This window comes from Paenibacillus sp. FSL R7-269, from assembly GCF_000517865.1.
In the GTDB taxonomy this organism is placed as follows: Bacteria; Bacillota; Bacilli; order Paenibacillales; family Paenibacillaceae; genus Paenibacillus_AQ.
In genome coordinates, this window is sequence record NZ_ASPS01000034.1 from 1 (window position 1) to 14,809 (window position 14,809).

Annotated in this window: 16 protein-coding genes; 4 read left to right on the top strand and 12 right to left on the bottom strand. The window is 46.8% G+C overall.

Annotation, left to right across the window (positions count from 1 at the left end):
- The 8 genes from C162_RS17140 to C162_RS17175 all read right to left on the bottom strand — a co-directional run.
- Positions 1-567 (bottom strand): dihydrofolate reductase family protein (locus tag C162_RS17140; protein ID WP_036695789.1); only part of this gene is annotated, 567 nt, incomplete at its 3' end.
- 21 nt (positions 568-588) lie between these two features.
- Positions 589-1,725 carry a sugar ABC transporter substrate-binding protein gene (locus C162_RS17145; RefSeq protein ID WP_036695791.1) on the bottom strand — a complete coding sequence of 379 codons (1,137 nt, stop codon included), beginning with the start codon at positions 1,723-1,725 and terminating at the stop codon, positions 589-591.
- A gap of 20 nt (positions 1,726-1,745) precedes the next feature.
- Positions 1,746-3,674, bottom strand: coding sequence for an alpha-amylase (locus C162_RS17150; protein ID WP_036695794.1), 1,929 nt, complete (start codon positions 3,672-3,674; stop codon positions 1,746-1,748).
- 36 nt (positions 3,675-3,710) lie between these two features.
- Positions 3,711-4,751 carry a zinc-dependent alcohol dehydrogenase gene (locus tag C162_RS17155; protein WP_036695795.1) on the bottom strand — a complete coding sequence of 347 codons (1,041 nt, stop codon included), beginning with the start codon at positions 4,749-4,751 and terminating at the stop codon, positions 3,711-3,713.
- 212 nt (positions 4,752-4,963) lie between these two features.
- The gene (locus C162_RS17160; RefSeq protein WP_036695796.1) at positions 4,964-5,878 is read right to left on the bottom strand and encodes an NAD(P)-dependent alcohol dehydrogenase; all 915 of its coding nucleotides are present in this window, start codon (positions 5,876-5,878) and stop codon (positions 4,964-4,966) included.
- Between the two features lie 14 nt (positions 5,879-5,892).
- A complete protein-coding gene (locus tag C162_RS17165; RefSeq protein ID WP_036695797.1) occupies positions 5,893-6,129 on the bottom strand; it encodes a helix-turn-helix transcriptional regulator in 237 nt (78 codons plus the stop codon).
- A 1-nt stretch (position 6,130) separates the two neighbouring features.
- Positions 6,131-6,577 carry a hypothetical protein gene (locus C162_RS17170; protein WP_036695800.1) on the bottom strand — a complete coding sequence of 149 codons (447 nt, stop codon included), beginning with the start codon at positions 6,575-6,577 and terminating at the stop codon, positions 6,131-6,133.
- Positions 6,578-6,694: 117 nt separating this feature from the next.
- The gene (locus C162_RS17175) at positions 6,695-7,600 is read right to left on the bottom strand and encodes a helix-turn-helix transcriptional regulator (RefSeq protein WP_143804265.1); all 906 of its coding nucleotides are present in this window, start codon (positions 7,598-7,600) and stop codon (positions 6,695-6,697) included.
- A gap of 72 nt (positions 7,601-7,672) precedes the next feature.
- Here C162_RS17175 and C162_RS17180 point away from each other — a divergent pair, with 72 nt between their 5' ends.
- The gene (locus C162_RS17180) at positions 7,673-8,206 is read left to right on the top strand and encodes a dihydrofolate reductase family protein (RefSeq protein WP_036695805.1); all 534 of its coding nucleotides are present in this window, start codon (positions 7,673-7,675) and stop codon (positions 8,204-8,206) included.
- Positions 8,207-8,316: 110 nt separating this feature from the next.
- On the opposite strand, the gene C162_RS17185 is transcribed toward C162_RS17180, so the two are convergent.
- The gene (locus C162_RS17185; RefSeq protein WP_051493624.1) at positions 8,317-9,429 is read right to left on the bottom strand and encodes a serine hydrolase domain-containing protein; all 1,113 of its coding nucleotides are present in this window, start codon (positions 9,427-9,429) and stop codon (positions 8,317-8,319) included.
- A gap of 158 nt (positions 9,430-9,587) precedes the next feature.
- On the opposite strand from C162_RS17185, the gene C162_RS17190 reads away from it, so the two are divergent.
- Positions 9,588-10,520: an AraC family transcriptional regulator gene (locus C162_RS17190; RefSeq protein WP_036695808.1), complete on the top strand. Its 933-nt coding sequence runs from the start codon at positions 9,588-9,590 to the stop codon at positions 10,518-10,520.
- Between the two features lie 256 nt (positions 10,521-10,776).
- On the opposite strand, the gene C162_RS17195 is transcribed toward C162_RS17190, so the two are convergent.
- Positions 10,777-11,241, bottom strand: a complete 465-nt coding sequence (locus C162_RS17195; RefSeq protein WP_051493626.1) for a hypothetical protein — start codon at positions 11,239-11,241, stop codon at positions 10,777-10,779.
- Positions 11,242-11,413: 172 nt separating this feature from the next.
- Between C162_RS17195 and C162_RS17200 the strand changes: the two genes are divergently transcribed.
- Positions 11,414-12,256, top strand: a complete 843-nt coding sequence (locus C162_RS17200; protein ID WP_036695810.1) for a sialate O-acetylesterase — start codon at positions 11,414-11,416, stop codon at positions 12,254-12,256.
- Positions 12,257-12,437: 181 nt separating this feature from the next.
- Here C162_RS17200 and C162_RS37460 read toward each other — a convergent pair whose 3' ends face one another.
- Both C162_RS37460 and C162_RS17205 read right to left on the bottom strand, forming a co-directional pair.
- Positions 12,438-12,572: a hypothetical protein gene (locus tag C162_RS37460; protein ID WP_305954377.1), complete on the bottom strand. Its 135-nt coding sequence runs from the start codon at positions 12,570-12,572 to the stop codon at positions 12,438-12,440.
- A gap of 131 nt (positions 12,573-12,703) precedes the next feature.
- Entirely contained in the window at positions 12,704-13,519 is an 816-nt protein-coding gene (locus C162_RS17205; RefSeq protein ID WP_036695812.1) for a GNAT family N-acetyltransferase, read from the bottom strand.
- A 422-nt stretch (positions 13,520-13,941) separates the two neighbouring features.
- On the opposite strand from C162_RS17205, the gene C162_RS35995 reads away from it, so the two are divergent.
- The coding region (locus tag C162_RS35995; RefSeq protein ID WP_162174471.1) for an S-layer homology domain-containing protein at positions 13,942-14,809 on the top strand (868 nt) is incomplete at its 3' end.

Genomic DNA, 14,809 nt, shown 5'->3' on the forward strand with positions numbered 1-14,809 from the left:
CCCGTCTCCATCCACTAATGTAATGTTCGTGGAGCCGCCTATGATGATCGGGAGCTGCATCAGAATAATTTCATCGACGATATCCTGGTTGAACATATGCCAGTTCAAAAATCCGCCACCTTCGACCATCAGGCTGGTGATCCCGTAGTGTTCCTCTAACTGACGTTCAAGCTCCACAAAATCAACGGTATCCTTGCCGCAGATGAGGCACTCCTTCCCTCTTTCCCGGATCTGCTTGATCTTACCTTCATCCCGTCCTTTCTCGGTCGTGACAATAATCGTCTTTCCCTGATCCGAAAGCACATTGCAGTCCATCGGAATATCCAGGGTAGTCGTCGGTATGATACGGATTGGATTTTTGTTCTCCTCATACCGATTCGTAAGAAATGGATTGTCGGTCAGGATTGTATTTTTACCAACCATAATGCCCTGCACATTCCCCCGGAACAGATGGATGAATTCCATATCCTCACTGGAAAATAAAGAAAAAAGCTCTTTACTCGAATTCCCGGCTCCCATCGTGAGCTTTCCGTCGATTGAAATTTGGCTGAATATCGTTGTTTTCATTTCTCTTTTCCCCTTATCTGATTAGTTTTTTAATGCGCCCCAGGATGCTTGGAGGGTCTGTTCCATTTTTTTCAAGGCTTGTTCGGGATTGCTTAAAGGCAACTCGATCAGACCCGCATTGAGCGCCTCCCAGACATGGATCATGAAGGGGTAAGTCGGCATCGGCCGTGTGTGGTCTAAAAGCGACAAAATCATTCTTTTATTAGGTGCAGCAGAGGCACTTAGGCGGTGTAGCACCTGCTCCTGAGCCGGAATTCGCTGCACGCCCTGCGTCCACAGGGTTTGGCATTCGTCACTCAGCATAAAACGCGTGAATGACAAAATATCTTCCCGCTCCTCCGTGGTTAACGAAAAATTCGGGTAGATCAGGCCGATGGAAGAAGACATAGATAGCGATTGCTGGCCTTCTATGACTGGAAGCTGGCAAACCTCAAGCCTATCGTTCATATGCTTGTCCAGATGGTTGTAGATCCACTCCCCACAAATAATAGCGCCGATCTTACCGTCAATGAACTGCTCTAGCAGTCCTGTAGAACCGTCGAGACTGACGAGTACGCCCTGATCCATCTTGTCGCGGATGAACTCAAGCGCTTGCTTCATCTCAGGGCTGACGATATTCGGCTTTCCATTCTGTACAGGCCAGCCACCGAAAGCTGTAAGGAACGGAATAAACCAATAGCCCTGTTGTAGATCCGCCCCAATGGGTACGATTCCTTGGGCGGTTAACCTCTCTGCTGCCTCTTCAAACACGTCCCATGTCGCCGGTGCACTGGGGTAAATCTCCGGATTGTAATATAGAACCAGATGATTGCCCCGCAAGACCGGGATACCATACTGGACACCCTCCATTTGCATCGTGGAAAGGGCCTCCTCAGTCAGCACATCCTCAAACAACCCGCCCGGAACCTCGGAGTAAAGACCATTGTCGACATAGGAGGACATATCGGCAGGAACCATCGCCAGATACGGACCTTGGCGGGTATGTTTGATTCGGTTCAAGCGCGCAGTCAGATCCGTAATGTTCATCACTTGTGGCGTAATTTGTACGCTGAAGCGCTCTGTATACAGCTTGCAAATCCCCTCCAGCACTTCAATCGAGGTATCTCCCGGACCGTCAAACTCATGCCATAGCACGATTTCCTTGTTGTTCTTTTCCATTCGCAGCCTCTCTCCCTTTTCTAAAAATTGTTTATGAGCACTAGAGCCTGATTAGGCGCAAGCTGCAAGAAGTCGAACGCCTGACCTACGCTGCTACCCGTTAAAGAGCTATCCAGTGCTACGGTCAATGGGCATCGGCCGGGTACGGCCACGTTTAAATCGACTTGGCAGAAAGCATCGGCACTCAAGTTAAAGCAGCACAGCATCATCTCATCCCCTTGCATATACCCGTATATAGCAGTACCTTCCGGGGATTGAGCCACGAAAAAGTTCTCCGGCTTCACGAGGTGGTGCCAAGCTTCCTTAAATTCACTTAGCTCCGCCAGCAGCGGCAGCATGGGTGCAGGATTAGTCCAATTAATTTGCATGACATTAAAAAAAGCGCGGGAAATCTCCTCACCGTTCGTGTTGTCACCAAGACCACAGTTGAGGGGCTGCTCCTCATTCATTTCATAGCCTGTTGTCACGTAAGGAATTGCGTTCGGAAGAAATTGATTAAATACTGCGATCATCCGGGCAACCCCGACACCGCCACGGCTCGTGATCCGGGGAGTATCTGCCGTTTCTGCACAAGCAAACACATGAATATTCAACTTAGGCAGTTCCTCTAAGAATGAAACCAGGTTCTCCTTAGTAATCTCCGTCATCACGTTCCATCCGCTTCCAAGCATAATGTTGTAGCCCGTGTTCGCTGCCTTCCTGTGATTGCGGTTGAACAAGTCTTCACTGATCAGAAGCGCATTCGGATTCATCTCTTTAACCGTGTCAAAAATACGAGTCAACAACGGAATAGGAAGCACATGTCCGATGTCGATGCGAAAGCCGTCAATCCCATACTTTTCGAGATTAAAGCGTACTGCCTGCTCCAGAACGTCCCATAACTCCCAATTCGGCTCCTCTCCCGGGTAGTCATTGCATTTAATCGTATCAAAAAGGACATATGGCGCCTGAGTCGGGCTGATAAGATGTCTCACTTGCGGAGAGAAATCTTTATAGAGGCGCAAGAACGTAATGTCTGTCCAAATCGGCTGCACATCATTAATCCAATCCGAATGCGCCGGAGAGGTTGTTATTCCCATCTCTTGCTCCACCAAAGTTAATAGCTCGTCTCCATGATTAGCAGCTCTTTCCTTCAACTGCTGCCAAAGTCTGGGATGAAGTTCATGGGGCGGCGGTGAGAACTTCCGCAGGAATGCTGCGGTCTCCTGGCTGTGGTAGACCGTCTCCAAGTGGTCAGGCGTACATTCCTCAAAGAATCCAAGCTCAGGAATCGGCGGCGGCGCAAAGCCTTCTAATTCCTCAAGCTTGATCCAGTACACCCATTCGGGATGCTCAGTAATGAATGCACTGTTTCTCGCCGTTACACGAGGAATGAAATCGACAACCGTCTTGATATCAAGCAAATGACAAGCTTCTACCAAAGCGCTAAGCTCATCGTGGATGGTGAACTCTTCCATACCGTCCAACAAGCTGTCATGCAGATTCTGGTCCAAGTGGAATAACGATTGCACAGCGTAAGGTGACCCGATATCCCCCTTCAGATTTAACTTGCTGTACTGGTTTACTGGAAGCATATACAGAATATTGACGCCCATTTTCTTTAACAGCGGCAGAAGAATAAGGAATCTTAGAAAAGTGCCCGATTCGACTGTTCCGTCATGGTTGTAATCCCAGGCCGTCGAATAACGAATTAACGCAGAATAGATCGTGCTTTCGTCTAAATTCGTGCGTTCCTTGAGCAAATACCTCCAGGAAAGCTTGTCTACATACCTCAAATGCTCTGTCAAAAAATCGTACGGATGCACACATATTTCACCGTCTTTTTCGAAGAGAATAGGCTTATAGCTGCACTCATTCCACACTGCAGGTATCCAAATTGGCTCTACCTCTCTGGCCTTGTGCATAGACAAGTAATCCTGAACAAGTCTAATTTTTCCTTCTTTGCCCATGAATAGATCCACCCCTCGCTAATTACAGCTCCACATTTAGGGAACAAAAACCGTCTTCACGGTATCACTCTCAACCACCTTCAAAGAATTCAATTCATAGCCGATCAACTCGTTGATTGCTGCTTCGTGCTGATTGAGCTTAACTTTTCTAGTCACCAGTTTCTCCAGTTCAGGTGTCTCAGCAGCAAACCGTATAGCTTCCTCGAACATGTAGCGGTATTCGCCTGCTGCGATAATTTTGATGGCATGCTGTACGAATTTGGTAGGAGAAAAGGTGTACCGGTAATTCGCATTAATACCAAAAGGAACGATGCGGCCTCCACGCTCAATCCATTGCTCCGCCATTTCGAGCTGAGTGCCTACCGTGTCGATAATCACATCAAACTTATGTCCCGAGCAGATCTCGTCTACAGTAGCTTCATGTAATTGGGAAGGTGTCAGAGCATAATCTGAGATTTCTCTGGCAAAAGCCAGCCGGTAAGGATTAATCTCCGTCGCAACGGTAAGCGCCGCCTTGGATTTACTCACAATTTGACTTAACAATCCCATCGGACCCGATCCAAGAATGAGCACCTTATCGTCTGCAGTGACATTAGCCTCTTTGAAATTGTGCAGCACACAGGCAAGAGGCTCGATCAAAACCCCTGTTTCCCAGCTCATATGGTCAGGAAGCTGGTGTGCAAACGTTTGTACAGTAGAGTAAAAAAAAGTGAATGTCCCATTTCGATTCAAACCTGCAATAGGCATCCCATTTCCATCGGTGCCCGTACAGAGGTGCGGCTGTTTCTTCAAGCAAAAATAACATTTCTCGCAGCTTTGATTCGGATCAATAACCACGCGGTCGCCTACCTTAACGCGGTCAACGTTGCTGCCGGTTTCAATTACGGTCCCCACAGCCTCATGACCGCGAATAACGCCTGGAACCCCCTCCTCTTTCCCCGTGATGACTGCTAAATCTGTTCCACATACACCCGTCATCTCAATCCGGATCTTGACTTCATCCGGTGCTGCAATTCTAGGCTCTTCCCATTCGCAGAGCTCCAGCTTATGATTCGATGTCCACACAAGCGCCTCCATACGCATTCTCCTTCCCCATTCACTTCTTTACTATCCATATTCACCCAGAATATATCATAGCTACCACGTAAAAGTAAGGTGAATTTTGTCGAATAATGTTAATAAATACATTTTATATAAAACTATAATAGTAAGCGCTTTAAATTTGACATTCGGATAACATACCATAACAGCTCAAAGGGAGTGTTCTCACACTCCCTTTGAGCTGCTTCTTAGGATAGGGAACTTACAGTAATGACGACATTCCCCTTCTTATGTTTTTGTTCGACATAACGATGGGCATCCGGAATTTGTTCCAGCGAATAGCATCTATCAATAACAGGCTTAAGGGTACCGGCCTCAAGCTGCTCTTGGAGGAAGATAAGATCTTCAACGCGAGGCTTGTGTGACATATCCACACTCACATACGTCCCGTTCGTACGCAGGGCTTTTTTGAATGCCGATTTTTTGATTTTCGATATCGTTTGCCCGACGGCATCAAAGATCAGATCATAGCTTTCTTCATGCGCCATAAACTTCTGTTTCGTATAATCTATGACCCGATCGGCTCCTATAGATCTTACCAGCTCAAGATTAGCAGTACTGCATACCCCTGTTACATCTGCCCCATAATATTTGGCAAGCTGGACCGCATAAGTTCCCACACTTCCAGAGGCTCCATAAATAAGCACCTTCATTCCGCTCGCGATGTTCCCCTTCCTTAGAAAGTTCAGCGCGGTGAGCCCCCCGACGGGAACAGCAGCAGCCTGCTCATAGCTCACATTGACCGGCTTCATGACCACCAGTCCATCTTCAGGCAGACATTTGTACTCGGCATATGCACCGAAGCCGAAACCACAAGACGCAAATATTTGATCGCCAATCTTAAAGCGTGTTACATTTTTGCCTGCGGCTTCAACTTCCCCGGCTAACTCAAACCCCAATATCGTTACCTTTTTGGGCCTTAAGAGACCATTGTACAATCTTGCAAGGAACGGGGCGGCCTTTCGCATACGCCAGTCCCCCGCTGTTACCGTTGCCGCATAGATTCTGACAAGTACTTCGTTATCCTTCGGTGCAGGTTTCTCTAGCTCCTTCAGGTGAAGCACATCAGGCGAACCGTATTTGGCATATACCATTGCTCTCATCCTTTACCCCCTATCTATTTCCCACTTGGCTCCTCTGAATTTCCCCCGTAAAAGAATACCTCTTCGAGCGGCAAGTTAAAGGTGCGGGCTATACGAAAGGCCAACTCCAGTGAAGGAGAGTAATTTCCTTTTTCGAGAGCTACGATCGTTTGTCTGGTTACACCTGCCTTGTCGGCCAGCTGCTGCTGGGTCATTTCATTAAGATCGAATCGTAATTTTCTGATGTAATTGCCAACAAGAACTTTGCCCATCTTAGACTCCTCTCCTGTAGTAATACAGTCTCGATATTGAACCGGTTACGTCTGACAGAAATCCAGCGGCGATTAGGATGATGAACATTACCTTCAAAGGCTGGTCTATAACCAATGAGCCCATAGCCAATAGGAAGCCACTGACAAACATAGCAAATGAATTTCGGAGGGCCAACAAGTCAATGCGCTTATCCAGTTCGTCCGCGAATGCAGGTTCCTTTTCACCTGTCGTCATGCGGAAGATGATGTTAAAAACAATGCTGATCACGATATGTGCCGCGATGGAAACCAAGGTCAATACAAGAATGAAGGAACCCCAGTAATGGAAGGTTACTTTTGAATCCAACACTTCATTTGGATACTGCGGGTACCTGTACAGCAAATACACTGTAAAAATGAGCAGGGTGCTGATTAGCGATACGATGCTCTTCTTTTCCTGATAAGTCATGTATGACACCGCCTTTAGTATAGTTAACTAAACATAATGTATACCAAACCATACACCATGTCAACTTTATCATACAAAAAAAACGTCAACACCCCAAGAAAATGGATATTGAGTATGTTATGAATACTGACTTATAGTCTTCTCCAGCAACTCTCTGACACATTCCTGCAACTCCCTTGGAGAGACCACCTTCACTTCCGGTCCGTATGCAAGCAGCTTCTGCGCCGTGAACGGGAACTCTTCCACAGGAATAAGGCCCCGCCATTCCCTGTCCAGAACTGAAGCGAATACCCAGTCCGACTCCGCCAGCCTTACGCCCATATCTGTAAAATGTAATATGACCTCGGTGCTATCCCTGGTCTCCCCGGCCTTCATCCATGCTGCGAGCGTTGGAAGTGACTCCTCTATTCGGTGAGGCCCTTCCTCCAGCTTCTCCATCCGATCGACCCGATACAGGCGAATCTCACCCTGCTTGCTGGCGGGCATATACCAATACCCTTGTTCATAATAGATCCCGAGCGGATAGACCTGCACATTCTTCTTGCCGCTGCGGGAATGATAAGCAAATGAAATCTCTCTCTTCTCCACGGCTGCACCTAACACCTGGGTCGTTAACGGCGCTGGGCGTATCGAAGAGTGCTGAAGAACGGCAAGATGCTGCTTCGAACGCCTAATCAGATCCCGCACATCATCCGGCAATCCGGAATAATATTGATCTGCCAGTTGAGCCCGGATGATTCCATAGGGAAAATCCGGAATATGCTCCAAATATTCAATCATCAGGAACAATCCCAACGCCTCGTGCTGTGTTAATTGAAGGGGTGGCAAAATCCGGTTCGGCAGCACCCGGTACCCCCCGTGTATGCCTACCTCCGAATACAGAGGAACCCCCATCTGCTGCAGATAATCCAGATCGCGTTGGATCGTCCTTAGCGATACTCCGAATCGTTCCGCCAGCTGGCGGGCCGTAAATTTGGTCCTTGAATCCAATGTCCGCATAATTTCCAGTCTTCGATTAATCAATGGCTTCACCTAACTACGTCATATTTTGTCATAGTTCAAGTGTATCATTGAATCTAGAAGGGAGCGATAACAATGTCAAAACATAAAGTTGTGCTATACATCGCTATGAGTCTGGATGGTTACATCGCAAAGCCCGATGGCTCTGTCGATTGGTTGTATGAGATCGAAGGGAATGGAGGGGATAACGGGTATAGTGAATTCTATGGAACTGTGGGAAGCGTAGTGATGGGGCGGAATACTTATGAAGAGGTGCTGAAGCTAGCCGATGAATTCCCCTATGCAGATAAACCGGCTTTTGTCCTTACGCGTTCCGGGCAATCTCCTGCGCCACATGTTGTTTTTACAGGCGAATCCATTGACCGGCTTATCCCCCGGTTACAACAAACCTCAGAAGGCAAGGTCTGGATTGTAGGCGGTGGATTGCTTGTCCAGAGCGTCCTGAAGCTTCAATTGCTGGATGAGCTCCAAATTGCGCTTATTCCCACCATTCTGGGAGAAGGCATTCCCTTATTCCCTGCCGGAACAGTGCCAGAGAATCTAACTTTAACCCATTCCGAGAGAATGGGTCAGATCGTGATGCTTCATTATCAAACACTTGGGTCATAATTGCGAAATTAAAGAGTATTCGTGTGGGTGCCCTTTAATTGTGGTATAAATTCAAATGTCAACGTTGATTGGAGTCTCAATAAAACAGCGGCAGGCTAGGACTATGTCCTCTATTTGTTCTTCACCGCTTTAACCAAGCTCTCGATAAACTGAATAGGAAGGGTGGTATCCCGGGGATTCCCGGTGGCAGCCGAGTTCACGACGATCACTAGATCCAGGTCGGGTACGATGGTCAGATATTGGCCGGCATAACCCATACCAAAAACTGCCTCGTGCCCGCCGTACTGATTCATCCACCAATGGTGGCCATATTCGCCGAAAAACACATTTCCCTCCGAATGCCGAGAGGTCGATTCCCGGATCCATGCTTCCGAGACGATGCGCTTGCCATCCCATACGCCACGGTTAAGCACCAATTGGCCAATCTTGGCCAGATCCCTTGGCTTCATCTTCAGGCCGAAGCCCCCTGAATTCGAATCGTCCGGTGAATGGGGCCACTTCATGCTATCAATTCCGAGAGGACCCAACAGATGCTCCTTGGCAAAATCGAGTTCGGATTGCCCAGTCGTTTTCCTGAGAATCGCCGCCATTAATTGGGAACCGCCTGTATTGTAATTCCATATTTCACCTGGCCTAGAATCCATCGGTTGGCTGAGTACAAATTGGTTCCAGTCCTTGGTCTCCGTCATAGGCTGGATCATATAATTCCAATCAGTCCATTCCGGGAAATGTAAGCCACTTGTCATGCTGAGCAAGTGCTCTAATGTAATGGATCTCTTATCGGGTGAATCGAACAACTCCTTATATTCGGGGAAAAATGGCTCTATCGGCTCATTTATTCCTTTCAGATAACCTTTGTCGATAGCTATCCCGATCAAGAGCGATGTCACGCTCTTGGTGATCGAGTTTATAGCCAGCTTGGTATCCGACATGCCATCCTTGTAATACTCGGAGACAATTGTGCCGTCCTTAACAACTAGCATGGAGAGAACCGGCGATTCCTTGACATATTGCATCACTGCTTCGACTTCCTTGGGATCCATCTCAACCTGCTCTGGAGTGCCGATCGGCCACTCCCCGTTTGGCAAGTTGATCACCTTGGAGTTGCCGGGGGACAACGCAGGGGCTAAGGACTTTTCCGGAGAGCAAGCGGACGTGGTAAGGATCAGGCAAGCTGCCCCTGCCAACACGGCTAGCTTGGCATAACGGAATATTTCGGTCATACATGAACACACCCTTTAAGGTTATTCTTCTATCTTCCCTTATGGTAGTGTAATGGGCGTGGATCGTCTTCCAATTTCTTGCTACCCGATTAACAATTCTTGCTATAATAGAGATCGGATTTAATCAATAATGGGAATAAGGGAGGGCGGTGAAACGGATGGTGACAGCCAAAGCCTTGGAATTGGAATACCGGTACCGGGTCAACCATGTCGTCAACTACATGGAGGAGCATCTTACGGATCCATTAACCCTTAAAGAAGTGTCGGACGTGGGCGCCTTCTCCCCCTTTCACTTCCATCGGGTGTTCAAAGCGGTGATGGGTGAGAACGTGCACGGGTTTACCCGGCGGATCCGCATCGAGAAGGCAATCAAGCTACTGTTGTTCCACCCAAACCGGAGCATAACTGATATCGCCTTGGATTGTGGTATGCAAACCCCGGCCCACTTTTGCAGAGTGTTCCGCGAGCATACCGGCCTGAGTGCTTCCGAATGCCGGGACAGGTTTCCTCTCCAGACGATTGCGGAACGGTTCAGGGCCCGGTTCACCTTTGAAAAGTCCACCGAACTGTCCCGCAAGCTGGCGGAACTCCCGATTGAGATTCGGAACCTTGCTCCAATGACTGCTATCTACGCCCGGTATAGGGGAACCATCAATGAAGGAAAAATCAATTCGGACATTACGGGGCTATTTGAGCGGGTAGCCTCGTGGTTGGACGCGAGAGAAGCACTAAAAAAAGGAAGTATGACGGTCGGACTCATCCTCGACGACCCTTTCATCACGCCGGACGGCAGACACAGGTATGACGCTTGCATTACAACGGAGCAACGGATGACGCCGACTGGCGATCTGGGCATCCGGACGATTCCTGGAGGCAAATACGCCATTGTGCGGATGACCGACAGACCGGATACGGTGAAAGATCTGCTGCACCTGGTCTCCATCGAGTGGCTTCCCCTAAGCCCGTATATATGGGACGTTTCACGTCCGGCCCTAGAGATTTACTTCCCCAACTCCCTTCACCATCCGGATGGACAGTGCGAAATGGAATTCGGCATCCCGATCAAACTAAATGAAGCAAGCTTCTGGTAGCTGAACACCCTCTCGTTCCACTGCCAGCAAGGACTTCACGTCAAACTGTTCCCCCTACTTATGATACGGTTCGTAACGGTTGGAATGGCAAGTTCCGGCCCATGGAATTTTGAAAGACTCACGGATCCAATCAACTGGCCGTTTCTCTTCAAAAGTTTTAAGGCCATCCTTTACGGGATGGCCTTGTATCATTTACCGGTTCAACTTTGACTTTATCGGAAGTAGTAAATCCAATTGTACCACCTTATCGATTTCCTCATTGCTTAAATGATACTGGTTGATGTAATTCAAATGCTCTTCCTTTGAACCATACATACATCATAAACTTTTGCAACTCCATCCCCGTTTCATACTCCGGTGATTTTCCAATTACTTGGATCGAAGCCACTGGTGAAGGCGGAAGGTAAACAATCCGTACATCCTTAAGCGTGGATAAATGTTGATCTGCCTTGATCAAATCGTTCATGGATAGGTCCTCCTTGAGATTACTTTTGGATAAAGGAAGGGCTTCAACGATCTGTAGCAGAGTTTTATCCTTCCAGACTCCCGGGTTCAGCTTCACTTCGGCATGGAGCTTGAGTTGATCTACCAAGTTTTGCAGTACATTGTGAATGACAGACAATGCCGTCATTTCGCTGGATAGTTCATACATCTTTTCTTGGAACACAGCAAGTGCGATCCTGGACTCATCACTCTGCAGAATCCTTTGAATTTCCTTCAACGGAATTCTCAGCTTTATTGGATGACCGCATGTATCACTTCCGCGATAGTAAAGAAATCTTCTTGGTTTATCTCTAATTCCAGGCATAATGATCATTAATTGATTTTAGTCTAATCAGACTATATAATGACTCAATTAGCCTATATTAGTTATGTAAAGGAATGAAGATTAAATGATAAAATCATTTTTAATGTTGGGTCAATCTAATATGGCAGGCCGTGGATTTTTGCATGAAGTCGACCCTATATATAATGAAAAAATAAAAATGCTGCGTAATGGACAGTGGCAGATGATGACAGAGCCGATTAATTATGACCGTCCGGTCTCCGGAGTAAGCCTGGCGGCGTCTTTCGCCAATGCCTGGTCGAAAGCCCATTCTGACGAAGAAATTGGGTTGATTCCCTGTGCAGAAGGTGGCAGTTCTTTGAATGATTGGCATCCGGAGGGCATCCTTTTTCAGCATGCTTTGTCCGAAGCCCGCTTCGCCTTGCGGTCCAGTCAAATCTGCGGGATTCTGTGGCACCAGGGTGAGAGCGACAGTTATCAATCGCTGCATGAAACGTATTACGAGAAATTAACCCTTATCATCGAGACCCTAAGAAACGAATTGAATCTTGATGAGGTGCCGCTCATCATTGGCGGACTTGGCGATTTCCTTGGGAAGACTGGTTTTGGACAGCAAGCGACAGAGTATAGACAGATCAATGAACAATTGTTGCGCTTCGCTAACGAACAGCCACATTGTTATTTCGTAACGGCAGCAGAGTTGACCGCGAATCCTGATGGCATTCATATCAACGCGGTTTCGCAACGCAAATTTGGCTACCGCTATTTCGAAGCTTTTGCGAACAAGTGTCATGTCCTGGAGCCCCTCCCGGGCGAGGAGCAGTCACTGAAAGTGGAGCGCGACTATTCGAAAACAGAACAAATCTACCTTCATAGCATGGATTTGGCTTTGGGTAAAATCACTTACGCGGAATTCGAGGCGCAGATGGTGAAGGTTATGCAGCCTTAATCCCTTTCGCTTAAAGGGTCTATCTGCGAAAACAAAGGGCGGCCTGGAAGGCCGCCTCTGTTGTTTATACTATGAATAGATAGGCTTGCTTCATAATGATTCTTTATAATAATTCCTTCAGTACATTCTTAGCCACACGTACCTTCTCCTCATTAGCCTCACGGAGCATGCCTACCATATCCTAAATATCACGCTCTGCTGCAGTAACCATGTATTGAAACCCGCCTATCTCCCCAAGCGCCTCCTGCGACAGGCCCCGCTCTTTCCGCAGAGCACGAATCCGGGCGCCTACCTGCTTCAATAATTCCTTATCCATCACCGTGTTCACCTCTCCATGTCCAAAGTGTAGACAAGTCTCCTAAATGCGGCTCTTAAATGCTATTCTCTTATGAGCGACACACAGCACTCCACATGTGATGCATTTGGAAATCTCCATTTTTCAAGTGACTATATATTAAACCAATACACATCGTTTTGCTTTAGAAATTTAAAATTCGCTTTTTCAACAAGTTTTCTAGAAGCAAGGTTGGACTCCACACATGACCATTGGGGCAGTAACCCTCTTTCTATACATTCATTAACAAACGTTTGAGTAAGTATCTGCCCGAGACTCTTTTTTCGGTGTTCTTCCTCTGTTGCAATGTCAATTGCAATATAACGATTAAATCTGGCAGTTCCAACAATAACAGCAACAATTTTATCAACACACATGATGCAAAAAGCTAGGCTCTTATTAAAAAAGTCGTCTATGCTCTCCCAAGACCCTAGTATTCGTTCAGTAAGCATTTCTTGATTTTCAATCTTCCTCTCTTTTATCAGATTCCATAATTCAGAATTAACTTCATGTACGGAATATTGTTCAGGCAGATTAATCTGTTTAGGGTACCTCTCATTTTTTCTGTAATGAAACTCTTTTTCGCTTTGTATAGATTCGGTTGAAAACATCTCCAAAACATGTTTTCTTAAATTCTCGCTTTCAATTGAAAACTCAAAGCAGTCTATCTTTCTCAACTTTAGCAGTGGGAATAATTCTTCATAAACAAATGCTAAAATTGTGTTGTATGTCTCTTGGGATCTGATTTCACCTAAAAAAGCAAATCCCCCAACTGGATAAGAGTTTGCAATTGCAACAGTGGGATATTCAGCATTATCAACCCATAAATCTCCTTTGCACTGGCCGGCAACAATTCCCGAAAAGCTAGGACAGTGGGGAGGCGTGATCTTTTCATTCGTAATTTTGTAAAGACCATCTATTTTAATCATATTTACCCTCATCTCCTACGTATTTCTTATATTCGCGTAAGCAACACACAGCACTCCACATCTGTGGAGCATTTACGCCCCTATCCGCAGATAGAGCATTGCAGCTTCCACCCTCAATTCGATCCTCTGCTTTACCACTACTTACGATACGGTTCAGCTTAACGAGTCTATCGGCGAAAAATCAGGGCCATGGCTCTTCCGTTCCTATGCCACAAAATTTCTGAGACCGAGATTCGGCATCGATAAGAATTTTTGAGGGTTCCTGTTGAGAATGCCCAACTATCCTTAAAGTCACCAGCTGCTAAATAACCCCGGGGCGTAGAATATTTTTCATCGAAAATCTATTTAAATTTAAATTAAATGCCGATATAAGCCTTAAGTCAGATTTACACTTAAAAAAATAAATTAAGGAGCGTTTTTCTATGAAAAGGAAAGTTTCAAAATCGATTCTTCTATCGTTAGTAGCTTGCTTACTCATTCCAGGTGTAGTTGCCGCAGCAGGGGATACCTCGCCACCTACAAAGACTTCTAAAGATTTTACAGATTTGGCAGGTCTGGATGCGTCTCTTCTTGCCAAAATTGATGCATTGCTAGCCAAGGGATACATAGAAGGTAATGGCACCGACAAATTTGATATTACGGGAAACATGACGCGTGCGGAATCTGCTAAACTTGTAGCTAAAATTTTTGACTTAACCGTCCAGCCGGGAGCCAATTCGTCCTTTAAAGATGTGAACGATACGGATGCTTCTTCGGCTTGGGCAATTCCGTTTATTGAAGCGGCAAAAAAAGCTGGAATCATTAATGGCATGACGGACACCACATTTGCACCAAAGGATAACGTAACTACTGGGCAGCTTGCTACAATGCTAGTTAAGGGGTTTGGTAAAAAATCTGAGGTGCAAACGACGACTCCATGGTATCAGGGTTACTTAGATGTTGCCAAAGTGAGCGGTATTGATCTAGGCAACGATGGAGCCAAGCTTGCTACTCGCGCCGATCTTGTAGTCGGATCCTATGCAGCAACAGAAGCTATAGACAAAGCTAAAGCTGAAGCATCAGGAACAACACCAACACCAGCACCAATACCAACCCCAACCCCATTACCAGCAGTAACACCAGCACCAGCACCAGCACCAGCACCAGCACCAATACCAACCCCAACACCATTACCGACGCCAATACCGACGCCAACACCGACGCCAACACCAACACCAACACCAACACCAACACCAACACCAACACCAACACCAACACCAACACCAACACCAACACCAACACCAACACCAA